This is a genomic window from Streptomyces sp. VTCC 41912 (assembly GCF_045799175.1).
Lineage (GTDB): Bacteria > Actinomycetota > Actinomycetes > Streptomycetales > Streptomycetaceae > Streptomyces > Streptomyces albulus_C.
The window spans coordinates 41,065-66,256 of record NZ_JBJMAB010000022.1 but is presented as its reverse complement, the minus strand read 5'-3'; the positions used below and the strand labels follow the sequence as shown (position 1 = coordinate 66,256).

Below are 25,192 nucleotides of genomic sequence, written 5' to 3'. Positions count from 1 at the left end.
CGGCGTCCGTCCGCGATTAGCGTGGCTGCCATGGAAAGCGTGAACGAACTCGGCGACTACCTGCGAGCCCGCCGTGCGGCGGTCGTGCCGGCGGACGTCGGCCTGCCCGACGACGGGTCGCGGCGGGTGCCCGGGCTGCGCCGTGACGAAGTGGCGCTGCTGGCCGGGATGAGCACGGACTACTACATCCGGCTGGAGCAGGGCCGCGAGCGGCGCCCGTCCGAGCAGGTGCTGCGGGCGATCGCCGGGGCACTGCGGCTGAACGACGCGGCGACCACCCATCTCTTCCGGTTGGGCCTGTCCGTCTTCGAGACGGCGGCCGCCACGACGAGCGTCGCTCCGGAATTGCTGCGGCTGATGGACAGCATGCGTGAAGTGCCGGCCTTCGTGGTCGGGGCGGCGCAAGACGTGCTGGCGGCCAACGCGATGGCACGGGAGCTGTACGCAGGATTCGCCCGCTACGACAACCTGCTGCGAATGATCTTCCTCGACCCCTTCGCGCGCGAGTTCTACGCCGACTGGGACCGCGCGGCGCGGATCGCGGTGGGCAACCTGCGGGCGTCCTCCTCGCGGTTCCCGCGGGACGAGCGGATCGAGCGGGTCGTCGGCGAACTGAGCGTGCACAGCCCCGCGTTCACGGGCCTGTGGGCGCACTACGAGGTCTGTCCCCGCACACACGAGGACAAGCACTTCCGGCACCCACGGGTGGGTGAGATACGTCTGCACTTCGAGGCACTCGCCGTCACCAGCGCCCCCGGGCAGCACCTGTCCGTTTACAGCGCGGAACCCGGCAGCACCAGCGCCGACGCCTTGATCCTGCTCGGCCGACTGCCCGAACAGGAAGCGGTCCTGACGGACCAGGACACCCCCGAGGAAGGAGAACCCCGATCATGACTGCGTCGCTCGCCGACGCCGCCGGCACCTTCGAGATCGCCGGCAAGAAGGTCGCCCGACTCGGCTTCGGCTTCATTCCCTGGGCGCCAATGGCTGCGGGCGAGCTGGCCCGCCCCGGCGGCCCGGTCGACCGGATCGCGGCCGCCCACCACGCCGGCCCGTCACGGGTGGCGCTGGCCTGGCTGCTGGCCCGCTCCGGCGTCGTCCTGCCCATCCCCGGAACCTCCAAGGTCGCGCACCTGGAGGACAACCTGGCGGCGGCGTCACTGAGGCTGAGCGCCGCGGAGGCCGACGAACTGACTGCCGCGGCGTGACAGCCGCCCCAGGGGGCACCGCCCCTGCTCCGTTTTGCAGCTCCTGCGCACCGTGAGCCGGCTGCTGTCCCGCCTCCTTCTCCCGTTCCCCGTTCCCACCGAAGAAAAGACGCCTGCCATGCTGCTGCCCTCCGACGAAGCGGGCCGAGGCCGTCCCGTCGTCCTGCTGCACGCCCGCCCCACCGACCGCACCATGTGGGGCGCCCATCTTCCCCTGCTCGCCGACGCGGGCCTGCGGGCCATCGCCCTGGACCTGCCCGGCCACGGCGACGCGCTCGTGCCCGCCGACCGTGAGGTGGCCCCCTGGACGGACGTACTCGACACCCTCGACCACCTCGGGGCCGACCGTTTCGTCCTGGCCGGAAACTCCCTCGGTGCCCTGGTGGCACTCCAGACCGCCGTCACGGCGCCGGAGCGGATCGAAGGCCTGGTACTCGTCGGGTACCGGCCCCACGACCAGCCGGCCTCGCCCCGTCTGCAAGCCGCCTGGGATGAAGAAAGGACGGCGCTCGCCGCCGGCGACCTGGACGCAGCCGTGACAGCCGGCGTCGAAGCGTGGACCTCGGCCGGCGCGACCGACGCCGTACGCGCGCACGCGGCCCGCATGCTGCGCTGCCAGCTCACCGAACAACTCGCCCACGGCGGGCCGTCCCTGGCGGCGGACCCGCTCGGAGAGGGAACGTCGGTGCTGCGCACGCTGACCGTGCCCGCCCTGGTCGGTGTCGGCGAACACGACATGCCCGACTTCTTCGAGGGCGGCCAGGCACTGGCCCGGGACCTCGACGCAGGCGAAACCGTGGTCATCCCCGCCGCGGGGCACCTCGCGCCACTGGAGCAGCCCTCCGCGTTCTGCACCCTGCTACTGGACTTCGTCCGCCATCTCCCGGAGCGGGAGCGCTGAACCGCACACTGCGAGGCGAGGCCCCCTCAAGCGCGCTGAACCCCGGCTGCTGGCCGAGGAGACGTCCGGCGTGACCGATCGCCCCGGTCCCTACTGGCGTTCGCCCTCACCTGTCGGATGCTGTGCGAGCGCGGTCCAGGAGCGCAGGAGCAGATCGAAGGCGTCGACGACGATGTCGTCGGGGATGCCGTCGGGGGTCAGCAGGCGTTGGACGAGCAGGCCGTCCTCCAAGGCATGGACGATCAGGGCGAGGAACGCGGGGTCTGCGGGCGATGCGACGCCGTGGGCGGCGAACGCCTGTTCCAGGCCGGTGGCGTGGGCTTTGCGGGCGAGGAGTTCGCGTTCGGCGAGCAGCGGACGTAGTGCGTCGTTTCGCAACGCGTGCAGGACGAGTTCCATGCGCAGGGCCAGCCATTGGGGCAAGTGCTGCGCGCGGTCGCGGTTCCAGTCCCGGAGCTTGTCGAGGGCGTCGGCGGGGGAGGCGGCGTCCTGGGTGAGAGTGCCGACTTCTTCGAGTTCGTGGCGTGTGCGGTCGTGGAGCAGTTCGGCGACGAGGGCGTTCTTGTCCTCGAAATTGCCGTAGAAGGCACCGCGGGTGTAGCCGGCGCGTTCGGCGATCTGCTCGACGGAGGTGCCGTTGACACCGCGTTCGGTGAACAGCTCGGCAGCGGCGGCCAAGAGCCGGGTGCGGGTCTGCTGTCGGCTCTCTTCGCGGGTCAGGCGCTTGCGTTCGGGTGTCACGGCAGCATCCTACGGCGTGCCATCACCCGGATATTCAGTTCTGTATCCAGATACGTGTCTGTATCTTTGTGGTCCTCAAGGATAGGAGGGCCCGATGGGGGCGAACGAGCTGTGGGCGCTGGGAGCGACGGAGCTGGCGAAGCTGGTGGCGTCCGGTGAGGTGTGCGCGGTGGAGGCCGTGGAGGCACACCTGGAGCGGATCGAAGCGGTGAACCCGCGGGTGAACGCGGTGACCCGGCTGCTGGAGGAGAGCGCCCGGCAAGCGGCCCGGGAGATCGACCGGCGCCGGGCCGCCGGCGAGCGACTGGGCCCGTTGGCCGGGGTGCCGTTCACGGTGAAGGAGAACATCCACGTCGCCGGATCGGAGACCACGCACGGCGTGCCGCACTTTCGCGACTGGGTGGCGCAGGCGGACGCACCCCCGGTGCGGCGGCTGCGCGCGGCCGGGGCGATTCCGATCGGCCGCACCAACATGCCCGACCTGGCGATCGCCGGACTGCACACCGTCAGCCAGTTGTTCGGGGACACCGTCAACCCGTGGGACCCGCAGCGCACTCCCGGCGGCACCAGCGGCGGCGACGCGGTCGCGGTGGCGACCGGCATGGCGCCGCTTGGCCTGGGCAACGACTCCGGCGGGTCGGTGCGCAACCCGGCGACGTTCAACGGTGTCGTGGGGCTGAAACCGAGCTACGGGCGGTTCCCGGCCGACCACCGGATGAGCGACCAGGACCCGGTCCTGGGCCACCAACTCTTCCCCGTGGACGGGCCGTTGGCCCGGTCGGTGGCGGACCTGAGGGCGGCGTACGAGGCGCTGGCGGGCACGGACCCGCAGGATCCGCGGGCGGTCCCGGCGCCGTTGTACGGGCCGAAGCCGGACGCGCCGGTGCGGGTCGGCGTGGTGACGGACCCCGGCGGCCGGGGCGACGTCCACCCGGATGTGCGAGCGGCGATCGAGACGGCGGCAGCAGCCCTGGAGGACGCCGGCCACCCCGTCGAGGAGGTGGAGGTTCCGCGACTGCAGGACGCCCTCGACGGCTACGGCGCACTGCTGCGCACGGAGTTCTCCCTGGCCTGGCCCGTGATCAGGCGGCTGCTCACCGACGACAGCGCCCGCCACATCGAGCTGGACACCCAGCGCCACCCGGCCGTCGGCCTGGAGGAGTACCTCCGGCAGACCGGCGTACGTCTCGGCGTCCAGCGCGCGTGGGCCCGCTTCTTCGAGCACTGCCCGCTACTGCTCGGGCCGGTGTCCACGCAGCCGATACCTGAGCCGGTGGTGCCACGGACCCCGGAGGAGCAAGACGCGACCTTCACGCCGATGCGGCTACTGACCGCGTCGACGTACGTCGGGGTGCCGGCCGTGGCCGTGCCGACCGGACTCGCGTCCGGCCTACCGCAGGGCGTCCAGGTCATGGCAGGGATGTATCGCGAAGACCTGTGCCTGGACGCGGCACAACGGATCGAGGAACGCCTTGGCGTACTGACCCCGCTCGATCCACGCAGGCACCGCGTTGATGAGGGCGAGGGCTGAGGTCGGGCCCGGGGGCCTCCTCGCCGTCAGCGGTGGCCAGGCAGCCTGGCCGTCGCGCGGCACTGAACACTGCTGCTGTCCAGTTGGGTGGGCCCGCTGTGCTGCCCGTCCGTTGTCCGGCTGCTCGGGGGCGACTTGGGAAGCCGGTCTGGTCTTCATGGCCTCGTGGGCGAGGCGGTACTGGTCGGCCTCCGAGATCAGCTCCCGGTGACGTAGTCGGTGGATCTCACGATCCCGTTCGCTCGGGGACTGCCACCGGTGGCGTCGCGACGTCAGACGCGGAGCAGGTTGGTTGAGGCCGTCCAGAGGCGCTGGGCGGTGGCGGGATCGAGTGCCCATTCCTTGACGCCGTGCGGGTGCTGCGCGAGGTCGGCGTCGTTCGGCACGGTGTAGGCCACTTGTGCATCGTCGAGGTAGTGGCCTCCGGAGTGCGCGAACTCCGGGGCGACGGCCGCGACGATGCTGGTGGCGGCCCCCTGCTCGACCGTTTTGTACCTGAAGACTCCTGCGGCCTCGGCCGCGTCGAGGGACTCCTTCTGCCGCGTGGTGAAGTTCCGCTGCAGTCCCGTCGCGACACCACCGGGGTTCACCGCGTTGGCGATGATGCCGTCGGAGGCCCACCGGCGGGTCGCCTCGACGGCGAAGAGCGCGTTCGCGGTCTTCGACTGGGCGTAGGCGATCTGCGGGTCGTAGCTGCGACGCTCGAAGTGGAGGTCGTCGAAGTCGACGCCGGAACGCATGTGTGCTGTCGAACTGACCGAGACGATCCGTGCCCCGTCGCGATCGAGCGCTCCCTGGGCCAGGGCGCCGTGAAGGCCGGTGGCCAGGGCGAAGTGGCCGAGGTGGTTCGTCGCGAATTGCAGCTCCCAGCCCTCACGCGTGCGTTCTAGACCACCGGTGACCACGCCCGCGTTGTTGATCAGCAGGTGAAGTGGACCGTCCCACCCGTCGACGAAACGGGTGACGGTGGCCCTGTCGGCGAGGTCGAGCTGTACGACGCGAGGCCGGATCCCTCCGGTCGAGCTCGCGATCGCCTCAGCGACGGCGTCGCCCGCGGTCGTGTTCCGGACGGCGAGCGTCACTTCTGCCCCGGCAGCGGTCAAGGCGCGAGCCGTCTCGATCCCGAGTCCGGAGGAAGCTCCCGTCACGATCGCGCGGACACCGGTGAGGTCGACGCCCCGCAGCACGTCGTCGGCGGTGTTGGAGGAGGTGAAGGGCGTGGAGAGGGGTTCGCGAGCGGCCATGGCGGCGACTATACGCACTAGATCTAATTTGTATAGCGCGAATACTGCTCCCGTATGCTGGTCGCATGAGCAGCACCAGCACCGATGTCGGCCACCCGCCGAAGCCAGTTGCCGATACCGCCGACCGTCGGACCGCGGTTCTGGACTCCGCCATGGCCACGTTCGCGCGATTCGGTTACAGGAGGACCTCGATGGAGGAGGTGGCGCGGGCGGCGCGCATCTCCCGGCCGGGGCTCTACTTCCTCTTCTCCTCGAAGGAGGCCCTGTTCCGGGCCGCTGTCACCCAGGCATTGGAGCGGGACATCGCAGCGGTCGAACGCGTCCTGGCCGACACCGGCCGACCCCTCCGAGAACGCCTCGTCGAAGCGTTCGACCAGTGGACGGGCCGTTACGTCGGCCCGCTGACGCGCGATGTCGCGGTGGTCATCGAGGACAACCCCGACCTCCTCGGAGAAGTCGTCGAGACCACGCCGCGACGTTTCGAGGAACTGGTCACAGACGCCATCGCCGTCGAGTCAGGACGAGAGGCAGCCACCCCTGTCGCACAGACGATGATCAGCGCATCGATCGGTCTCAAGCACCAGACCGCATCACGGGAGTTCTACCTCGGACGACTGGAGGTCGCCATCGATCTCCTGATGCACTGAAGACGCAGGCCGAAGTGGGTGGCGAGGGCCTTGGCGCCCCTCTCGTCCGCCGCCGTGCCTGTGCCGGTCCGGCGAGGACCGGACAGCGGCGCGGCGACGCGGCCATGGCGCGGCCGTGCGTGTCTCGTCCGGGCTCGGCGGGCTGCGGCGGATGGTCGGGCCCACCGCTGCCCGGCCGTCCGCCGGCAACTCGCCGATGCCTGGCCGGTCGGTCGCCGGCGCCCCGCTGCTCGTCCGCCGCCGTCTGCCACTCATCGCCGCTCGCCCGCCAGGCAGTCGGTGCGCCAGGCACCGGACGGCCATGCGTTCGGTGAGCCGCGCCGCCTGCGTGCACCAGCCCCCAACCTTGACGAGCACCCCTCTCAGCGGAAAACCGCAGGCGCGTCCCCGCAAGGTGCGAAACGATGAAGCATGCGCCCAGATGGCTGGCACCTGACCGACGACGTCGAGCGGCTCCTCGCGCGAGCCGGAGATTTCCTGCGCTCACGACCCGCCCTGCACACCCTGCCCTTGACGGTGACCGCGACGCTGCGCACACGCGGCGCGAACGCCTACGGCACCGAAGCGCCCCTCTTCGGCTGGCTGGAGCGAACCGGCAGCGTCTGCGCCACGTTCTTCCGCACGCCACCCCGCCGCCTGAACCTGACGCCCCTCGCCCCTGAACAAGTCGACCATCTCGCCGCCCGCTTGGCCGAACTCGGCCACCACCTCCCGGGGATCAACGCGGACCGCCAGACCGCTGAGGCTTTCGCCGCGGCCTGGCAACACCGCACAGGCGCAACGCCGACGCTCCGCGAGCGGCTGCGCCTCTATCGGCTCGGCACACTCGTCCCGCCGCGGCCGCACCCGGAGGGCCGGTGCCGCGTCGCGGACGAGCGGGACCGCGAGCAACTCGTACGCTGGTACCACGAGTTCACGGCAGCCATCGGCAAGCCTGCTGCCACGGACGCCGGCTCCTGGGCCGACACCCGCATCGCCTCCGGGCGCCTCACGTTGTGGGAGACCCCGGACGGGACACCGGTCTCCATGGCGGGAGTGACCGGGACGGTCGCCGGCCAGATGCGCGTGGCCCCCGTCTACACCCCCACCCCGCTGCGCGGACGTGGCTACGCGGGCGCCGCGACAGCCGAGGTGAGCCGGGCCGCGTTGACCGCGGGCGTGACGGAGGTCGTCCTGTTCGCGGACTTGGCCAACCCCACCAGCAACGCCCTCTACCAGCGCATCGGCTACCTCCCCGTCACCGACTTCGCCGTCTACGACTTCACGCCCACTACGCCGCTCGGCGGCTGATCGCCGGCCTGCCACCGGCCGGGCGCCGTCCTCCCCCATCGAGGCCCGGCCCGGAGTCAGCCGATCGCGAGCTGTCCGCCGCGTGCTTCGAGAACCGTGCCGGTGATGTAGCTGGCGCGGGACGAGGCAAGGAACGCAACCGCTTCGGCGATTTCCTCAGGGTCTGCGACCCGCCCCAGTACGGTGGTTCGCCCGATCGCCTGGAGGGCCTCCCCTCCCATCTCCTCCGTCCCGGGGGTATAGACGGGGCCCGGGGCGACGGCGTTCACGCGGATGCCCTGGGGGCCGAACTCGTCAGCCCATACTCGGGTGAGAAGTTCGAGCGCGGCTTTGGAGGCGCCGTAAGCGCCCGATTCCCGCACCGGCGTGGTAGCCGCCGCCGTACTCATACTCACGATGGCGCCATGCCCCCGGGCAACCATTCCCGGGGCGAGGGCGCCGACCAGGAGCATCGGCGCGCGTGCGTTGACGGCCATCTGGGCGTCGAACATCTCGGCGGTGGTGTCCGGCGTACTGGCGAACCGGTAGATGCCGGCGTTGTTGATGAGAATGTCCACTTCGCCTGCTTCAGCGGCAAGACGCAGGACGTCTTCGGAGCTGCTCAGATCCGCAGTAACGAACCGGGCGGCCTTCCCGCCTGCGGCAGCGATCTCTTCGACGATCTCAGCACCTCGCTGCTCGTTCCGCCCGTGGACGATGACCGAGGCCCCCGATGCTGCCAGGCGCAGGGCAACGGCCCGGCCGATGCCGGCGGTGGCGCCGGTGACAAGAGCGGTGGATCCGTCCAGTTCTGCAGTCATGGAAAGCTCCTCCAAGTCGAGAGGAACGACATGCTGTTGGTTGTTCCTCGTGTAACTGATGATCCTGATGGTTCCTTCCGTGGCTGGGACGGACCCACGCCGGGCCGATCGTTGAGTGTGGTCCAGCCCGGGGCCGTGGCCGACGTCGTCTTGGGAGGCCGGTGAGCTCGCCTTCGCCGATCACGTCCGGAGTGACTGGAGCGCCCCGCACGGGGCGCGGCCGGCCCGTGCTCGCCGAGTCGATGACCTGCCCGAGCCGCTGCGCGAGTGCCTGGGCGCCTGGGTCATCGCCCACCAGGGTGATGGACTTCTTCGACGCCTCGCTCCCGGGGCCCGGCCGGCTCGTCAGCCTGGCGGGCGAGTGCGGCGGCGACGCCGTGGCGCCGGCCGTCGGTGTCCACCAGGTGCTGCCGCGCCGGTCGATGGGTCAGGGGAGTTCGGATTCGAGGCGGCGTTGTAGTTCCCTGAGGGTCTCGCGGGCGAGGTGGAGCCTTTCCGCGTCAAGGCCCTCGGTGGTGCGGAGGGCCAGTTGGGTATAGGCGGTCTGCATCCTGTGCAGTGCGGCGCGGCCGGTCGGGGTGACTTCGAGCAGCTTGGCCCGTTGGTGCGCGGGATTGGGCCGATAGCAGGCGAGTTCGTCCTCGACGAGCAGGTCCGCGACGCGCTGGACGGCCTGGCGCGTGTGGCCGAGCCGACCTGCGATGGCGCCGACCGGGGCGGCTTCCTGTTCGACCTCGGCGAGGACCTGCCAGCGCGCCAGGCTCTGGCCGGTGGGTCGGGCGATGCCGTTGCCGATCGCCTCGACGACGTTGGCGAGACTGCCGACCTGGTCGATCAGTGCGCTGTAGGCATCGCAGGCCCGGTCACCATTGTTGACAACATGTTGTCGTCTCGCTGGCTTGTCGCACATGGCAACATGTTGTCATGTTGCGCTTCGTGCCGCAATGAGTTGCGCTTCGCGCCGCCATGAGCGAACCAGGAGAACCGCATGTCCTCCACACCCCGCCCACTCCTGATTTCACGCGACATCGTTGTCGCCGCAGCGCCTCCGGCGGTGTTCGCGGTGCTCGCCGATCCGCACCGCCACGCCGACTTCGACGGTTCGGGCACCGTGAAGAACGCGGTCTCGGGGCCGGAACGGCTGAGCCTGGACGACACGTTCACCACAGCCATGAAGCTGTTCGGCGTCCGCTACCAGATCGTCAACACGGTCGTCGAGTTCGAGCCGGACCGACGTATCGCGTGGTGCCACCCCGGCAAGCACCGCTGGCGCTACGAACTGGAGCAGGTCGACGGCGGCACACGGGTGATCGAGACCTGTGACCTCTCCACCTCGCCAGTGCGCGGACTACTCGTGCGCACACCATGGCCGCGCTGGAACGCCGAGGGCATCGAGAAGACTCTGCCGCGGCTCAAAGCCCTGGTCGAGAACGGCGTCTGAACCGACCGGTCGGGTCAGCGCCGCCCGGCTCACCCCGCTCGTAGAGAGACCTGCGGCCCGCGGCCGATCACGTCGCCAGCGGCCTGTCGCCGCAGTACGCGCTTCACAACCCAGGAGACGTGTATGGCACCCACACCCCGGCCATTCCGGATCGCGCTGGGCGACACCGCGGCCGGACAGGCGAACATCCAGGACTTCTACCGGCTGGCCCCCAAGGACATCGCCCGCAATGCGGTGCTCCACACGGCCCGGTCGACGATCGAGCAGTCCATCGTGGAGTACACCGACCTCGGGGTAGACGAGATCATCTTCGCGCCCGCCACGGACGACCTCGACGAGGTCACCCGGCTCGCCGACATCACCAGCTGATCAGCCGTCAGGGGGTGCAACCCGCCACGTCGACGCCCACGTCAGCCAGCTCCAGGCGCGCCCAAGGCCGTAGTCGTTCCGCTGCGGTAGTGCAGAGAAGGGCTCCGCGCTCTTCCGGCGGACCACCGACCAGAGCGCGGCAGGACCAGGTCCCGCCGCGCGCATGAACCCGGCTCCACTCATCAGGCTCCCGCGGAATCGATCATCTCGGGAACCGGGAGGCCCTCTACCGGCGGACCGCCGAGATCAGTCCGCCGGGCTGCTCCTCGCGCCGCGGCGGGGTGTTGAACGGGCGGCCGTAGGCGGCAGCGCGCTCGCGCAGGGTGTGGCTGTCGGCCTCCCAGCCGTGCCCGGCCAGCCACCCCGCCGGGTCGTCGGGCATCTCCGAGACCCACATGGACGCCGCCGATCCCGGCGCGGCGTTCGCGCCGAAGCGGTCGAGCACGCCGCGCGAGCCCAACGTCAGCCCCATCCGACTGCCCGCCGCCGACCGCGCCCCGATCCGGGTCAGCAGCAACTCCACCGCGTCCTCGGGCAGATAGATCAGCAGTCCCTCGGCGATCCACACGGTGGGCGCCGCCGGGTCGTGCCCCGCGGCGACCAGCGCGCCTGGCCAGTCCGTACGCAGGTCCACCGCGACGGTGATCCGCTCGCAGCGTGCGACGGCCCGCTCCTGGCGCAGCACCGAAGCCTTGAAGTCCAGTGGCGCGGCGGTGTCGACCTCGAACAGCCGGGTGCCCTCGGGCCAGTCCATCCGGAAGGCCCGGCTGTCCATGCCGGCGCCGAGCAGCACGACCTGCCGGATCCCGGACGCGGAGGCCCGCTGCAACAGGTCGTCGAGGAACTTCGTCCTGATGACGATGGAGGCCGACACGGCCAGTCGGCGGCGGCGCGCGCCCTCGTCATCCGGCAGCGGCGCCGAGGAGGGCCACAGGCCGCCGGCGGTGGCGAAGGCCCGTGCCAGGGGGTCGCGGAAGAGCGCGTCGTCCCGCTCGGTCTCCAGCGCCCGCACCCTGGCCACCCCCACCGCCGTGGCCCATACGCCCGACGGCTGCACCCGCTCCTGCTCATCAGTCACCGCGCCAGCCTAGATGACCGATTCCCAGGGAGCCCGATCAGTGCAGCCTGGGGCCAGGCTCATGCGCGAGCCGGGCTCGGATCCTGAGGCAGCACAGTCATGATCGGAGTTGCTCTTCGCTCAGGCGTGGTGCCGCAGGAAAGTGGTGAGCGGCCCGTTGGTTGCCTCGGGGTGCGTCAGGTTCGGGGTGTGGCCGGCGCCGGGAACGACGAGCAGGTCCAGGGCCCCGGGCAGTTGGTCGCGGAGCATCTGCCCGAACGCGAGGGGGACCGGCTGGTCGCGTTCGCCGTGGACGATCAGCGCCGGCGCGGTGATCTCGCCGAGGCGCCCCGAGACGTCGTCCACGCTCATGAGCACGGCAACCGCGTCCGCCAGTCGCGTGCGGGGCTGCTCGCGCCACGAGCGCAGCCACTCCTCGTGGATCGCGGGCTTGCCGAGCAGCAGGTCGAGCAGCACCGGGGCCACCATGTCAGGGCCGCCGGCCCGGAAAGCCTCGCTGACCCCGGTCATCTGCGCCAGAGCCTCCGGCGGCCAGGCCACCGCCGCGGTGTCCACCAGGACCAGGGCCCTGACCCGCTCGGGCGCCCGCAGCGCCGCGCGCAGCGACAGGAACCCGCCCTGCGAATGCCCGACCAGCGTCGCCCGCGCGATCCCGAGGTGGTCGAGCAGGCCGAGCAGATCGTCGGCGGATTCCCAGTACGTGTACAACTCGCCGTCGTCCTTGGACCGGCCGTGCAGCCGCTCGTCCCACACCACACACCGGAACTCGCCGCGCATTGCCTCGACCTGCGGCGCCCACATCCGCCGGTCCATCAAGTTGCCGTGGCTGAAGACGACCGCCGGGCCGTCGCCGCCGCTGTCTTCGTAGTAGAGCTGCTGACCCTTCACAGTCGCGTAAGGCATGAGCGTTCTCCCATCGGGTTAACTTGGTGCTTTCACGGTGCCGGGGGAGCGAGCGGCCGAATTGCCGTCACGCGCACACCCCGTTGTCGCTACGCGCACGGAAGCGGGGGAACGAGCCATGGCGGTCGTGCTGCGGACCCAAGACCACGCGGCGGCCGACCGGCGCGCGTTCTGGCAGGACGTCGTCTGCGACAGCTTCGTGCCGGTCCACGTCAAGCCGCTGACCGACGAGCCGTTCCACGGCCGGATCCAGGCAGACCGACTCGGCGCCGTCCAGATCGCCGAGGTGGTGGCCGACCCGAGCCAGGTGGACCGCACGCCCCGGCTGATCACCCGCTCCGACGCCGAGTTCCTGCTCGTCGGCGTGATCCAGGGCGGCAGCGCGCTGATCCAGCAGGACGGCCGGGAAGCCGAGCTACACCCCGGTGACATCGCCTGTTACGACACCACGCGCCCCTACACGCTCGTGTGCCACGAGGGCTTCTCCATGCTGGAGTTCATGCTCCCGCACCGACTGACACACCTGGACAGCGGACAGACCGGCGAGCTGACGGCGACTCGCTTCTCCGCGACCGAAGGCGTCGGCGCCCTGGTCTCCCCGTTCCTCACCCGACTGGCCAAGCGCCCTCGCGACTACGCGGACAGCGCGGAGAGCCTCGCCCGGACCACCGGCGACCTGCTCGCCACCATGTTCGCCGAGCGGTGCACCCGCCCGAGCCGAGACGACGCACATGCCGCGCGTCGCACCACGTTCCTCCGCATCCGCGCCTATATCGACCGGAACCTCGGCGACCCCGACCTGTCACCGGCGCAGATAGCCAAGGCGCACCACATCTCCCTGCGCTACGCGCAAAAGCTCTTCGCCGAGGAGCAGACCACCATCACCGCCTGGATCAGACAGCGCCGGCTGGAGGGCTGCCGCCGCGACCTCACCAGCCCGTTCGCGGCAGGCCGCACCGTGGCCTCGACCGCGGCCCGCTGGGGCTTGCTCGACCCGGCCCACTTCAGTCGCGCCTTCAAGTCCGCCTACGGCCTCAGCCCTGTCGACTATCGCGCCGCGCACAGCGAGAAGTGACCGCTCGGCAACGCAACAGCGGCAACGTCTCGCACCGTCGGGCGCCCACCCGGATCGGCTGAGGCCCGGCGCAGCCGGCAGCGGCGGCGCCGCATCTGCCGGTCCGATTCCCCACCACCGTCACGCGGGCTCACATGCCTGGCGGGGAGGCTGTGAGGAGCGCGTCAGGGGCGGCGGCGGGAAGAGCGGCGCCGGTGTGCGACCGCAGTCGCCGGAGGCCGGACCGGTGGCAACCGAGCCCGGTTCGCCTGCCGCTGATGCCGGACAGAGCCTTGATGCACCGTCAGGACAGTTGGCGCAGAGTGAATTTGATGCCGCCACGCGTTGGCAGTCCAGACGCCGATCGTTGCCTGGGGGGGGGTGGCCTGATCGGCGAACGGCCCGGAGTGGTCGAGGAGTTCGCGTCGAAGGCTCTTGTGCCACCGTTCGATCTTCCCGGTGGTCGTGGGGGAGGGGGCGGTCGGCCGGACGGCTGGGTCACGACCTTCGCGATCACGGCGAACCGGGAGTGGTCGTCGATCCCGGGCGCCTGCCCGGTATGCCCCAAAAGGGGCAGCTATCGTGTCGCTGGTGCATGCCGTCGATCCGGCCACCCGCCTGCGATGCCGGACGTGGCCCCGTGGGTCCGAATGACTGCGGCTTCTCCTAATTTCGGATGTGTTATTCGGGCCCAGGGGTGCAGTGGTGGCAACCGCTAGGCTCCTTGTCAATGCGCTCTTCACGCTTCGTACACACACGCGCGGGCGCGGCGCGGTCTCGAAGGGACGACGACCGCCGCCGGTCGCTGTCGTGCGGAACCGGGCTGGGCCGTGCCGTTTCCCTCACGGCCATCACGGCCCTCATAACCGCCGCAGCGATCGTGTTGAGCGTGGCCGTGGCCGGATACGCGTCCGACACAGGGGTACGGGACGCGGGCACGACGACGGATCTGCCGCAGCCGGCGGGCACGTTCCCGTCGGGGCCGGACCGGACGCCCCCCGAACGTCCTCCCGTCGAGGGGGCGAAGCGGTGTCCACCCCGTGCCGATGCCGTTCTCCTCCGGTACGGCGCGCCCGGGCACCTTCCGGCCTTCGCCGGCGTCTTGCCATCCCTCACCGGAACAGCGAGGACATTGCCATGACCGCCACCCCCGCCCTCCTCGACGAACCCGCCGGTCCGCACATCCTGTTCGTGGAGGACGACGCGGTGATCCGGGACACCGTCCGCATCGCGCTCCAGCGTTACGGCTTCACCGTCTCCACCGCGGCCGACGGCCTCACCGGCCTCGAACTCTTCCGGAGCGCGCACCCGGATCTGCTGCTGCTCGACCTGATGCTTCCGCAGCTCGACGGCATCGGACTGTGCCGGAGGATAAGGGAGTTCAGCCTCGCGCCGGTCCTCATGGTGACCGCGCGCGGCGACGACCTGGACGTCATCTCCGGGCTGGAGGCGGGCGCGGACGACTATGTGGTCAAGCCGTGCGAGAGCGCGGTGCTCGTCGCGCGCATACGGTCGCTGCTGCGCCGCGCCTCCTTCCCGTCCCTGTCCGGGGAGCCCGCACGCGAAGAACCCGCACGCGACGAGGGCGCGGCGGACGCCCGGTCCGTCCTCACCTTCGGGGAACTGACCATCGACACCTCCGGAATGGAGGTGCGGCGCGCGGGTGAGATCGTGGCGCTGACCCCCACGGAGCTGCGACTGCTGCTGGCGTTCGCCGAGTCGCCGGGCGTCGTGCTGGAGCGCAGGACGCTGCTGAGAAAGGTGTGGGACCACACCTGGGACGGCGACACGCGCGTGGTCGACCTGCATGTGAAGCGGCTGCGTGCCAAGGTCGACGCCGAACGGATCGAGACCGTACGCGGCTTCGGATACAAGCTGCGGCGCTGACGATGCCTCCGCACCCGCCGTCCTCTCCGAGGGCCTGGTCCTGGTATCCCTCACGGTCCTTGCGGTGGCGCATCGCGGGACTGGTGGCCGCGGCGACCTGTGTGACCGTCATCGTCCTGGAGATTCTGGTCGATCGCGCCTCGCACGCCTTCACGTTGGAGCAGTCCCGCTCGGTCACCATGCTCACGCTCGACCGTGCCGCCGTGTCCTACTCGCGTTCGGGCCTGGTCGCCGGAACCGGCGCCGAACTCGACGCGACCGAGGTGCCCGGAAAGCTGCGGGCGTTGGTACGCCAGGGGCGTCAGGGCACGCAGTACACGGACGGCCCCGACGGTCCCGCCATGTGGGCCGCCCGCCCCGCCGGCACACGCACCCTGTCGGTACGGCACTCGTTGCGCACCACGCTGGGCGACCTGGAAGGCTTCAACAGGTCCATCCTGCGGGCCGGCCTGTTGACGATCCTCGTCGTGCTGCCGCCCATCTGGCTCGTCACCGGGGAAATGAGCCGCCGGCTGCGAACAGCCGCGGGCACCGCCCGACGGATAGCGGCCGGCGACCTGGACGCCCGGATCTCCGCGATGCCCCGCCCGTTCGACGAGATCGCCGAGATCTCCGGTGCCGTCGACTCGATGGCGGCCTCCCTCCAGGCGCGACTGCGAAGCGAACAACGCTTCACCGCGGATGTCGCCCATGAACTGCGCACGCCCCTGATGGGGTTGGTCACCGCAGCCGAACTCCTCCCGGACGGTGAGGCGGAACGCTACGTGCGGGACCGGGTGCGCGCGCTGTGCGCGCTGGTCGAGGATCTGCTGGAGATCTCCAGACTCGACGCGGGCGTGGAGCGCGCGGACCCGCAGCACTGCGCGCTGGTGCCGCTGTTGGAGGAGACCGTGGAGCGGGTCGCGGTTCCGGCGACCGTGCTCGTCGGGGGCCCCACCAACCCGGCGGACGTACGCGTGTGGACCGACCCCCGCAGGCTGGAGCGCATCGTCGCCAATCTCGTCGTCAACGCGCACCGGCACGGCCGGCCGCCCGTGACGGTCACGGTGGGGGTGGACGCCGACACCGGCGTTCCCACCGTGTCCGTACGGGACCGGGGGCCCGGCTTTCCCACCGGACTGCTGGACGACGGCCCTCAGCGGTTCCGGACCGGCGCCCGTGAACGCGGCAAGGGACACGGACTCGGGCTGACCATCGCGCTCGGGCAGACCCACGTCATCGGCGCCACTCTGACGTTCGGCAACGCACCGGACGGCGAAGGCGCCGTGGCCCTCGTACGGCTTCCCCGCGGCCCGGCGGCGGACCCGATACGCGACTGACACACCGCCGACCCCGGACGGACGTACCGCTGACACGCCGTCGCGGCACAGCCGAGCCGGCCCCGACCTCCCTCCTACCTCAGGACGACACATTCGCTTCGCAGGATGGCACCCGCACCTGAACTGACGACGTTCCAGGGAAGGACTGCCGCAATGAACGCGAAGACCACCCACGGCGCGCGGGAAGAGACCGTGGTCGACCTCGCCGCTTACGGTGCGCAATTCGTCGAGAACCCCTATCCCGTCTACGCGGAGCTACGCGCGAAAGGGCCGGTGCACCGGGTCCGTGTCCCCGGCCAGGAGCGGGACTTCTGGCTGGTCGTCCGCAACGAGGAGGGCCGCCGCATCCTCGCCGACGAGCGCCTCAGCAAGGACTGGCGCTCCCAAGGGGTCTGGCCGGCCGACGCGCTGCCGATCAACGAGAACATGGTGGAGAGCGATCCGCCCAAACACACGCGCCTGCGTTCCCTGGTGACCCGCGCGTTCACCGCGCGGCGCATCGAGGCACTGGCTCCCCGGGTCCACACGCTGACCGCGGACCTCCTGGACGCGATGTCCAAGGCCCCCAACGGGCGGGCCGACCTGGTCGCCGCCCTCGCCTTCCCGCTGTCCATGACGGTGATCTGCGAGCTGCTCGGCGTGCCGGACCTGGATCGGCAGTCGTTCCGGCAGTGGACCAACGAGATCGTGGCTTCCTCCTCCCCCGAGGCGACCGCCGAGGCCGTGCGGGCGGTCAACGCCTATCTCACCGGCCTCATCGAGCAAAAGCGCGCAGAACCGCGCGACGACCTGCTGAGCGCGCTGCTGCGCACGACCGACGAGGAGGGGGACAGGCTGAGCCCGGAAGAAGTCGTCGGCATGGCCTTCCTGCTGCTCGCGGCCGGGCACGAGACCACCGTCGGCCTGATCTCGAACACCGTGCTGGCGCTGCTCCGCCACCCCGACCAACTCGCGCTGCTGAAGGCCGACTTCTCCCTCATCGGCAACGCGGTCGAGGAGACGCTGCGGTACGACAGCCCGACGGAGAACTCGACCTACCGGTTCGCCACCGAGGCCATGGACTTCTGCGGCGCCCGCTTCGAGAAGGGCGACCCCGTGCTGGTGTCGCTCGCCGCGGCCGGGCGGGACGGCGAACGCTTCGAGGACGGCGAACGCTTCGACATCACCCGCAGCGCGCGCGGACACCTCTCCTTCGGCCACGGCATCCACTACTGCCTGGGCGCCCCGCTGGCCCGGCTCGAAGCCGGCGTCGCGGTCCGGGCCCTGCTGGAGCGCTGCCCCGATCTGCGCCTCGACACCTCCGAACCCCTCGTGTACATCCCGGGGATGCTCGTCCGCGGCGTGCGCCGGCTGCCGGTGCGATGGACCGGGTGACCCCGTGACCGCACCGAGCCCTCAACTCCCCGTCCCGAGCACCCCGAGCACACCCCGGAGCACTCCATGAGTACCGACACGGTGAACCCGGCGCACGACACGGCCCGCGGCCCGATCAGCGAAACCGCCAAGATCAGCACGGACGACACCCACACGTTCTTCTTCGACCACCCCCTCGACCACATACCGGGCATGCTGCTCGTGGACACCGCCCTGCACCGGGCGGAGCAGGCCGCCGGCCGGCACGCCGCGGGTCCACTGCGGGTCCAGGACCTCGATCTGACGTTCAACGGCCTGTGCGAGCACGGCTCCGAGGCCCTCGTCCACCTCAGGGAGAACCAGCCGGGCAGCCGCACGTTCAACCTGGACGTCCGCCAGGACGGGACGAGTGTCTGCACCGGATCGCTGCGGCTGGAGCCGGCTCCACGGCGGGAACTCTTCGTCGAACCGCCAGGACAGGCATCGGGACACGACCGCCCGCGACGCGCGTCCGCGGAGCTGGTCCACAAGAGGTCCCTGGACAACATCCTGATCGGGCCGCTGCGGCAGACCGGCGAGCACAGCTACACCACCGTCATGATCGCTCCGCCCGCCGACCGATGGCCCGACGTGCATCCCACGACCGTGCTGGTGGAGGCGATCCGGCAGACCGCGACCCTCACCTCCCACACCGCGTGGGACATCCCCACGGACTGGCAGTACATCCTGATGTCGATCCACCTGACGCTCACCGGCACCGCGACCTGGCCCGCCGCTCCCGAACTCATCTGCCACGTCAGCCCGTTGAAGGGCCGCGCCCGCGGCGGGATCGACATCGCCGTCCAGGTCGACGGGGCGCAGGTCGGCCACATGCACCTCAAGGCCCGCGCCGTACCACCGGCCGCGTACCAACGGATGCGCGAGGCCAGCGCGAAGACGGCGGAGGCGACGGCATGAGGCGCTGGATCACCGAGAAGTTCCCGGCACTCTTCTTCTTCACCGGGCTCCTGGCCGGCGTCGGCGCCCTCGTCCGGGCGGCGCGGGGCACCGGGAGCCCCGCCTTCCCGATGCCGGCGGTGATGATCGGCGTCTACCTGTGCTGGGTCCTGCTGGAGGCGCGCATCACCTTCCGCACGGCCAGGATGCAGGACACCGAGGACGACCACGGCACGGAGATCCTCTACGGGCTGTCACGGTTCGCGACCGTCCTCGCCGCGCTCTACGGCCCGCTGCCCGACACGTCGCCGCTCCTGGCGGCCGGCCCGCTGCTGGTCCTGCTGGCCGGAATCGCGCTGCGGCTCGTCTCGATCCGGACGCTCGGCGCCTTCTACTCGCACCGGGTGCGCACGGACGCCCAGCACCGCGTCGCCACCTCCGGACCGTACCGGCTGCTCAGACACCCGGCCTACGCGGGAATGATCCTCGCGCACATCGGGCTGGTGGCGTACTTCCTGAATCCTTTGAGCGTCGCGCTGTTGCTGCTGCTGTTCGTCCCCGCGGTCGTGCGCAGGATCTCCGTCGAGGAGAAGGTGATGTCGACCGTCGCCGGCTACCGCGACTTCATGGCGAGCCGCAAACGGCTCGTGCCGTTCCTGTGGTGACCGAAGGACCGCGCACCGGCCGACTGCCCAGGATCGCCCTGACCGGGGCCACCGGTTACGTGGGCCGCGCGTTGCTGCGGCACCTGTCGGGAATGGCCGCGCCCTGGCCGGTCACGGCGCTGGTCCGACAACCGCCGCCGCGACGGCTGCCGTTCGTCACCTACGTGCAGGGCGAGATCCCGGGGCGGCTGCCCGCCGGCTTCCCGCCGCCCGGCACCGACGTGCTGATCCACCTCGCCAACGAGAACCGCAGCCGCGACCAGGACCTCCTGCACGCCGTGAACGTGGCGGGCACCCGCGCCCTGATCGGCGCGGCCCCCGACTCCCTGAAGGGCGTGCTGCTCGGCAGCTCCCTGTCCGTCCACGGCAGGGGCGCTCAGATCCGGGTGGCGGAAACGGCGCCCGCCCGGCCGTCGACGTCCCTGGCCCACGCCCGGCTGGGCGCCGAGCGCGAGGCCGCCGAGGCCATGCGGCAGCGCGACGCAACGGCCTACCTGCTGCGGCCGCGGTTCATCACCGGCCGGGACGACACCTCGTTCCTGCCCGGCATCAGCAAGCTGCGGCGGCTGCCGCTGCGGGTGCCCGCCGACCGGACCCACTTCAGCCTCATCGACGTCGACGACTACGGCTCGGTGATCGCGCAGCTCGCGCGCCGGGTGCTGGAGCGTGCCGCGTCCGGCACGCCCGTCCGCACGGCGGTGAACGTCGCCTACCGCAGACCCGTGACCCTGCGCGCCCTGTTCGACCTCCTGGCGGCCCCACCGAGCCCCGGCCCCCTCCGCTGGCTGCCGGCCGCTCCGGTACGGGCCCTGAGTTCCGTACTCCCCGGGCAAGGGGCGTCCCGGCTCGCGGAGCAACTCGACCTGGTCACCCGGTCCCACTGGGCCGACGTCGGCCTCCTGGAGAGCGAGATCGGAACCGCACTGACCGCGAAATCACCGGAAACGGTGGTGCGCTCCTACCGGGCGCACCAACCCCAACCCGAACAGGGAAACTCGTGAACGAGACTCTCATCGAGACACTCGACGACGGCATGACCCCGGACAGCGTCGGCTGGAAGTTCGCCCGGCTCAAGACCCTCCAGGAGCGGGGTGTTCGGGTCCCGGGACTGTTCTGCCTCACCGGCGCGGCCTACCACCGGGCGGTGGCACCGGTCGCGGACACCATCGACTCCCTGGTGCGCAACACCGACCTGGACGACTGGGACCAGCTGTGCGCCACCAGCGCCCGCATCCGTGAGGTCATCGCCGAGGCCGGACTCGGCCCCGAGGTGGAGCCGGCCCTCGAACGCCGGCTGGCCGCCGATTTCCCCGACGGCCCGCTGCTGGCGGTGCGGGCCTCGGTCATCGGCGCCCTGGGCCAGGGGGAGGACTCGGCACGGAACCCGTTCGCGGGCATGAGCGACAGCTTCCTGTACGTCCCGCCGTCCGGGGTGAAGGAAGCGGTGCTCAAGTGCTGGGCATCGGCGTTCAGCCCGGAGGGACTGCTCTACCGGCACCGTCAGGGGCTGCCCTTCTCCGGGCTGTCCGTCGCCGTCGGCGTCCAGCGCATGGTCTTCGGCGAGCGCTCGCTCGTCCTGTTCACCTGCGACCCCACGAGCTACGCGCGCAACACGGTGATCAGCGCGAGCTGGGGCATCGGCGAGGGCGTCGTCCAGGAGAAGGCCCCCGTCGACCACTACTTCGTGCACTCGCGCACCGGGAACGTCGAGAGCGTCGTGGCCCGCAAGACGACCATGGTGACCCTCGACCGCGAGCGGGGACACGGAACCGTCGAGACCGCCGTGGCGAGCGAACGCGTCGACGTTCCCGTGCTGAGCGACGAGGAGGCCAGATCGCTGGCCGCACTCGGCCGCGACATCGAGAAGATCTTCGGCGAGCCGCAGGACATCGAGGCGACCTTCACCGAGGACGGTCTCGTGCACGTGGTGCAGTCGCGACCCGTGACGATCGAGGCCGACCGGCACCGGATCTGGAGCAGCGCCAACGTGTCCGAGAGCTTCCCGGACACGACGACCCCGATGACGTACTCGGTGGCGCGCCGCTTCTACTGGCTGCTGAACCACGACTACCTGCGCCGCAGCGGAGTCCCCGAGAGCGAACTGCACGATCTGCACGAGACGATGACCCGGCTGCTCGGGTTCATGGACAACCGTATCTACCACAGCATCAACGCCTTCATCACGATGCTGTCCGCCGTGCCGATGTTCGACAGCGTCCGGCGCGACTGGGAACGCCTCGTCGCCGAACTCGACACGTTCTACCACCACACGTCCGACAAGCCCACGGGCTTTCGCGCCCGCGGTCGCCGGGCGGTCCGACTGGTCACCGGATGGGGCCGGGTGGCGCGTGCCTACCAGACCCTGCCCCGCGACTTCAAGGATTTTCAGGAGCAGTGGAGCGGGCTGCTGCGGGAGGTGCGGACCGGGGCGACGGCGAGCGAACATCCGCTCAAGCTCGTCGCCGACTACCGGCACACCTGGCGCACGGCGGGACGGCTCTGGGGCATCACCCTCGTCAACTACCAGTTCATGGTCCTGTTCCACAAGGCCGTCGAGCTGACCATGGACCGCTGGGGCGTCGACGAGCAGGAGACCCTCTTCAGCCAGTTGCTGTGCGGCGGCCGGCAGCTCAAGGGCGCGGAAATCGCCCTGAGCGCGGTACGGCTGGCCGAGCGGGTGCGCGCCGACGCGGGACTGCACGATGTGTTCCTGGCCGACCCACCACGCGCGATCTGGGACCGCTTGGAGGCGGGGAGGCTTCCACGCGAGTTCACCGAGGAAGTGCGCCGGCACATCGAGGGGTACGGCGACCGCGGCATCGCGGAACTGAAGCTGGAGAAGTCCAACCTCCGCGACACGCCGTGGGAGCTGATCCGCCTCGTCCAGCAGTACGCCGCGAGCGACCTGACCGTCGCGGACATGGAAGAGGTGGAACGCGAAACGCGCCTGGCGGGCGAGGCACTGCTGCGCTCCAAACTCCCGCGGGCCCGGCTGCGGCGCGCGGTGCTGCTCGGTCTGTTCGACCGGCTGCGCACCACCCTGTACTACCGGGAAGTCGGCCGGTACATGCGCAGTGAGCTGTTCGGTTACAGCAAGCAGGTCATCCGCGCCCTGGGTGCGGAGTTGCACCGCCGCGACGTGCTCGGCGACCCGGAGGACGTGTTCTTCCTCGATCTCGACGAGCTCTTCGGCTTCGTGGACGGTACGGGCTCCACCCGAGACCTGGCGGGACTGGTCGCGGTCAGGAGGCGCGATCTGGAGAAGTCCCGGGCGCTGCGGCCGGTGCGCGAGTTCGCCACCGGCGACGTGGTGGCGACGTCGGTGCCGCAGCAGGAGGACGTGTCGCCGGACGGCACGGAGGGCGTCGAGGGGCTGCGCGGCCTCGGCTCGTGCCCGGGAAAGGTCCGCGGATACGCGCGTGTCCTGTCGGACCCGGCCCTGGACGGGGAGTTCCCCGCCGACAGCATCCTCATCACCCGGGAGACCGATCCCGGCTGGCTCTACCTCATGCTCGCCTCGAAGGGCATCGTCGTCGAACGCGGCAGTCTGCTGTCGCACACCGCCATCACCGGCAGGAAGTTCGGCATACCGACGATCGTGGGGGTGCCGGACGCGACCCGGCGGATCCCCGAGGGGAGCCTCATCGAGGTCGACGGGGGCACCGGCAGCGTCGTGATCCTGGACGAGGCCCCTCGGTGAGGCCGCTGCGCGCCTTCTGGCGGTTCTTCTCCCGGCGCTTCCCCGCCCTGCGCTACCTGGCGTACGTCGTGCTGTGGCCGGCGGGCGTGCTGGGCGCGCTGGCGCCGTTGCGCCCCGCCGGGGCGGCGGTGGGACCTGGCGTCGCGAAGCAGGTGTGCGCCGCGCTGGCCCTGTTCGTGATCCTGTTCTTCATGCGCGCGGTCGACGAGGTCAAGGACCTCGACTACGACCGGGAGTTCCACCCCGACCGTCCCCTCGTGACCGGCGAGACGGATGCCGCGACGATCCGTTTCTACCTGGCGGGTGCGGCGCTGGCCGCCGTGGCACTGAGCGCCGTCGTCGGAACGGCGGCCGTCGTGACGGGCGTGGCGATCATGGCCTACAGCGTGTTCCTGCTCCTGCTGGAGAGGACCTCCGAGCGCTTCCGCGAGAGCGTCTGGGGGAACATCGCCGTCACGATCCAGCTCAAGACCGGACTGATCTGCTACCTGGCGCTGCTGGCCGCCTCCGGCGGCACCGGAACGCCGCCGCTGCCGACCGCGCTCGTGGTGCTGTCCTTCCTCCTGGCGTATCTGCACTGGGAGATCGCACGCAAGACGGTACGGGCGCGATTCGCCTTGCCCGGCGAGAAGCTCTACTCGACGGCGTGCGGCGCCCGGTGGAGCCTCGGCGTGGCCGCAGTCCTCATGGTCACCGCCTGCTTCTTGCGCGCGGTGGTGACCTTGAAAGCGGACGCGGGCGCGGTACGGCCCGCCACGCTCGCGGTGTTGGCCGCACCACTTGCCCTCGTCATCTGGGGCGTGATCGGCTTCCGCAGGCGCGGGGAGGCGCGGCACACCGCCGGCGGGCCCGCGTTCGCCGCGTACCTGGCGTTCCTCGCGACCGGGGCGGTGCAGCCCGCCCTGATGGGCGAGGCGCCGCCCTGGTTCGGCTGAGCCGGGCCCCCTCCCTGCCCCCCTCCCTGCCCCCTCCTCCCTGTCTCCTCCGTCTCCTCTGACGAAAGGTGTGGCGTGTCATGAACGGACGTGTCATTTACGCCGACTTCGAGTACCCCATCCCGCTGGGCGGCGCGCGCATTCTGTCGGCGCACGTGAAGCTGCTGGCGGAGGCGGGGGTGGACGCCTACCGGTGGTCGCCGACACCGGGCTTCCGGTACGCCTGGTTCGACGACAGCGGTGTCCCGACCCTGTCGGGCATGGAGATCGACCTGACCGCCGACGACCTCCTCGTCGTCCCGGAGATCTCCGTCCTGCCCGGACACGACCCGGCGCCCGGAGCCCGCAAGGTCGTCTTCAACCAGGGGCACTTCCTCACCTTCCTCACCAGCGGCGCGGAGGGCCGGTACCCGGGCTTCACCCCCGATCCCGGCATCTGGACGATCTCCCGGGAGAGCGTCGACGTCCTCAGCCGCGCGCATCCGTACCTGCCGACGCCCCTGCTCATCCCGAACCCCATCGACGGCGAGCTCTTCCGCCCCGCCGAGCGGCGAGTGCCGAGCATCGCGTGGATGCCGCGCAACCGCCCCGCCGAGTCACTGCTACTGGAGCGGCTGCTCCGCGCCGATCCGCGCGGCGAAGGTGTCGAGTTGCGCCCCATCCGCGGATTGAGCCACGAACAGGTCGCCCAGGTCCTGGCCGACACGTCGGTCTTCGTCGCGCTCGGCTCACCGGAAGGAGAGGGGTTCGGCCTGCCCGTCGCCGAAGCGCTGGCGAGCGGCTGCCTGGTCGCCGGCTATCCGTTGGGCGGCGGCGAGGAACTCTTCGACGCGCCCTCGGCCTGGCGCGTACCCGACCTGCGTACGGGCCTGCTGGCGGACCGCGCCCTGGAACTCGTCCGGCGGCCCGAGGACGGCCTGCGCGCCGAAGGGCGCCAGTGGCTGCTCGACCGGTACCACCGCAAGACGGCGACGGACGCCCTGCTGGCGGCGGTCGACGCGGCCCGGACCCTGCCGGGCGGCCCGGCCACGGCGACGCATTTCCTGGCCTGGTCGGAGGAGTACCGGCCGTTCTTCGTGTCCCAGGTGGCGGCCATGGAGGCGGCGCAGAAGGGCAGTTGACCGTCCTCACCGTGCGGAATCCGCCGACGCCGAGGTGACCAGCACGCTCTTCCCCCCCCGTGCAGGGCG

23 protein-coding genes and 1 pseudogene are annotated in these 25,192 nt (G+C 70.9%); 18 read left to right on the top strand and 6 right to left on the bottom strand.

Translation table 11 applies throughout. The features are described from left to right. Window positions 1-30: 30 nt before the first annotated feature. From ACJ6WD_RS26610 to ACJ6WD_RS26600, 3 genes and pseudogenes are all read left to right on the top strand, one after another. The gene (locus ACJ6WD_RS26610) at window positions 31-894 is read left to right on the top strand and encodes a helix-turn-helix transcriptional regulator (RefSeq protein WP_407616663.1); all 864 of its coding nucleotides are present in this window, start codon (window positions 31-33) and stop codon (window positions 892-894) included. Between the two features lie 56 nt (window positions 895-950). Further along, window positions 951-1,208 (top strand): annotated as a pseudogene (locus tag ACJ6WD_RS26605) (aldo/keto reductase); the annotation flags it as partial. A 118-nt stretch (window positions 1,209-1,326) separates the two neighbouring features. Beyond that, window positions 1,327-2,109 carry an alpha/beta fold hydrolase gene (locus ACJ6WD_RS26600; RefSeq protein ID WP_407616662.1) on the top strand — a complete coding sequence of 261 codons (783 nt, stop codon included), beginning with the start codon at window positions 1,327-1,329 and terminating at the stop codon, window positions 2,107-2,109. Between the two features lie 90 nt (window positions 2,110-2,199). On the opposite strand, the gene ACJ6WD_RS26595 is transcribed toward ACJ6WD_RS26600, so the two are convergent. Then, the gene (locus tag ACJ6WD_RS26595; protein ID WP_233660196.1) at window positions 2,200-2,850 is read right to left on the bottom strand and encodes a TetR/AcrR family transcriptional regulator; all 651 of its coding nucleotides are present in this window, start codon (window positions 2,848-2,850) and stop codon (window positions 2,200-2,202) included. Between the two features lie 94 nt (window positions 2,851-2,944). On the opposite strand from ACJ6WD_RS26595, the gene ACJ6WD_RS26590 reads away from it, so the two are divergent. Next, entirely contained in the window at window positions 2,945-4,381 is a 1,437-nt protein-coding gene (locus ACJ6WD_RS26590) for an amidase (protein WP_407616661.1), read from the top strand. Window positions 4,382-4,653: 272 nt separating this feature from the next. On the opposite strand, the gene ACJ6WD_RS26585 is transcribed toward ACJ6WD_RS26590, so the two are convergent. Further along, entirely contained in the window at window positions 4,654-5,625 is a 972-nt protein-coding gene (locus ACJ6WD_RS26585) for an SDR family NAD(P)-dependent oxidoreductase (RefSeq protein WP_407616660.1), read from the bottom strand. A gap of 152 nt (window positions 5,626-5,777) precedes the next feature. Here ACJ6WD_RS26585 and ACJ6WD_RS26580 point away from each other — a divergent pair, with 152 nt between their 5' ends. Further along, complete coding sequence (locus tag ACJ6WD_RS26580; RefSeq protein WP_233660257.1) at window positions 5,778-6,272, top strand: TetR/AcrR family transcriptional regulator; 495 nt, start codon at window positions 5,778-5,780, stop codon at window positions 6,270-6,272. 411 nt (window positions 6,273-6,683) lie between these two features. After that, on the top strand, window positions 6,684-7,562 hold the full coding sequence (locus ACJ6WD_RS26575) for a GNAT family N-acetyltransferase (RefSeq protein WP_407616659.1): 879 nt from the start codon (window positions 6,684-6,686) through the stop codon (window positions 7,560-7,562). Window positions 7,563-7,618: 56 nt separating this feature from the next. On the opposite strand, the gene ACJ6WD_RS26570 is transcribed toward ACJ6WD_RS26575, so the two are convergent. After that, the gene (locus ACJ6WD_RS26570) at window positions 7,619-8,362 is read right to left on the bottom strand and encodes an SDR family NAD(P)-dependent oxidoreductase (RefSeq protein ID WP_233660200.1); all 744 of its coding nucleotides are present in this window, start codon (window positions 8,360-8,362) and stop codon (window positions 7,619-7,621) included. A gap of 427 nt (window positions 8,363-8,789) precedes the next feature. Further along, the gene (locus ACJ6WD_RS26565) at window positions 8,790-9,272 is read right to left on the bottom strand and encodes a MarR family winged helix-turn-helix transcriptional regulator (protein ID WP_376436719.1); all 483 of its coding nucleotides are present in this window, start codon (window positions 9,270-9,272) and stop codon (window positions 8,790-8,792) included. A gap of 78 nt (window positions 9,273-9,350) precedes the next feature. Here ACJ6WD_RS26565 and ACJ6WD_RS26560 point away from each other — a divergent pair, with 78 nt between their 5' ends. Then, entirely contained in the window at window positions 9,351-9,803 is a 453-nt protein-coding gene (locus ACJ6WD_RS26560) for an SRPBCC family protein (protein ID WP_407616658.1), read from the top strand. Between the two features lie 123 nt (window positions 9,804-9,926). Next, window positions 9,927-10,172 (top strand): hypothetical protein, encoded by a 246-nt coding sequence (locus ACJ6WD_RS26555; RefSeq protein WP_407616657.1) that lies wholly within the window; start codon window positions 9,927-9,929, stop codon window positions 10,170-10,172. Window positions 10,173-10,398: 226 nt separating this feature from the next. Here the strand turns inward: ACJ6WD_RS26555 and ACJ6WD_RS26550 are convergent, their stop codons facing one another. Further along, complete coding sequence (locus ACJ6WD_RS26550; protein WP_407616656.1) at window positions 10,399-11,250, bottom strand: class I SAM-dependent methyltransferase; 852 nt, start codon at window positions 11,248-11,250, stop codon at window positions 10,399-10,401. 120 nt (window positions 11,251-11,370) lie between these two features. After that, window positions 11,371-12,153 carry an alpha/beta fold hydrolase gene (locus ACJ6WD_RS26545; RefSeq protein WP_233660205.1) on the bottom strand — a complete coding sequence of 261 codons (783 nt, stop codon included), beginning with the start codon at window positions 12,151-12,153 and terminating at the stop codon, window positions 11,371-11,373. 118 nt (window positions 12,154-12,271) lie between these two features. Between ACJ6WD_RS26545 and ACJ6WD_RS26540 the strand changes: the two genes are divergently transcribed. The 10 genes from ACJ6WD_RS26540 to ACJ6WD_RS26495 all read left to right on the top strand — a co-directional run bounded on the left by ACJ6WD_RS26540 (window position 12,272) and on the right by ACJ6WD_RS26495 (window position 25,123). After that, window positions 12,272-13,228 carry a helix-turn-helix domain-containing protein gene (locus tag ACJ6WD_RS26540; protein WP_376438982.1) on the top strand — a complete coding sequence of 319 codons (957 nt, stop codon included), beginning with the start codon at window positions 12,272-12,274 and terminating at the stop codon, window positions 13,226-13,228. Between the two features lie 1,116 nt (window positions 13,229-14,344). Next, a complete protein-coding gene (cseB, locus tag ACJ6WD_RS26535) occupies window positions 14,345-15,094 on the top strand; it encodes a two-component system response regulator CseB (protein WP_016576435.1) in 750 nt (249 codons plus the stop codon). Window positions 15,095-15,153: 59 nt separating this feature from the next. Further along, window positions 15,154-16,413: a HAMP domain-containing sensor histidine kinase gene (locus ACJ6WD_RS26530; RefSeq protein WP_233660207.1), complete on the top strand. Its 1,260-nt coding sequence runs from the start codon at window positions 15,154-15,156 to the stop codon at window positions 16,411-16,413. A 153-nt stretch (window positions 16,414-16,566) separates the two neighbouring features. Further along, window positions 16,567-17,787: a cytochrome P450 gene (locus ACJ6WD_RS26525; RefSeq protein ID WP_376438995.1), complete on the top strand. Its 1,221-nt coding sequence runs from the start codon at window positions 16,567-16,569 to the stop codon at window positions 17,785-17,787. 66 nt (window positions 17,788-17,853) lie between these two features. Continuing rightward, a complete protein-coding gene (locus ACJ6WD_RS26520) occupies window positions 17,854-18,723 on the top strand; it encodes an AfsA-related hotdog domain-containing protein (protein WP_376436705.1) in 870 nt (289 codons plus the stop codon). Further along, the gene (locus ACJ6WD_RS26515; RefSeq protein ID WP_376436702.1) at window positions 18,720-19,367 is read left to right on the top strand and encodes a methyltransferase family protein; all 648 of its coding nucleotides are present in this window, start codon (window positions 18,720-18,722) and stop codon (window positions 19,365-19,367) included. The genes ACJ6WD_RS26520 and ACJ6WD_RS26515 overlap by 4 nt, the downstream gene beginning before the upstream one ends. After that, window positions 19,364-20,368: an NAD-dependent epimerase/dehydratase family protein gene (locus ACJ6WD_RS26510; protein ID WP_331247423.1), complete on the top strand. Its 1,005-nt coding sequence runs from the start codon at window positions 19,364-19,366 to the stop codon at window positions 20,366-20,368. Before ACJ6WD_RS26515 ends, ACJ6WD_RS26510 begins: the two co-directional genes overlap by 4 nt. Then, window positions 20,365-23,067, top strand: coding sequence for a PEP/pyruvate-binding domain-containing protein (locus ACJ6WD_RS26505; protein ID WP_407616655.1), 2,703 nt, complete (start codon window positions 20,365-20,367; stop codon window positions 23,065-23,067). Before ACJ6WD_RS26510 ends, ACJ6WD_RS26505 begins: the two co-directional genes overlap by 4 nt. Further along, the gene (locus tag ACJ6WD_RS26500) at window positions 23,064-24,002 is read left to right on the top strand and encodes a hypothetical protein (RefSeq protein ID WP_407616654.1); all 939 of its coding nucleotides are present in this window, start codon (window positions 23,064-23,066) and stop codon (window positions 24,000-24,002) included. Before ACJ6WD_RS26505 ends, ACJ6WD_RS26500 begins: the two co-directional genes overlap by 4 nt. 80 nt (window positions 24,003-24,082) lie before the next feature. Further along, a complete protein-coding gene (locus ACJ6WD_RS26495; protein ID WP_376436690.1) occupies window positions 24,083-25,123 on the top strand; it encodes a hypothetical protein in 1,041 nt (346 codons plus the stop codon). Window positions 25,124-25,192 lie beyond the last annotated feature (69 nt).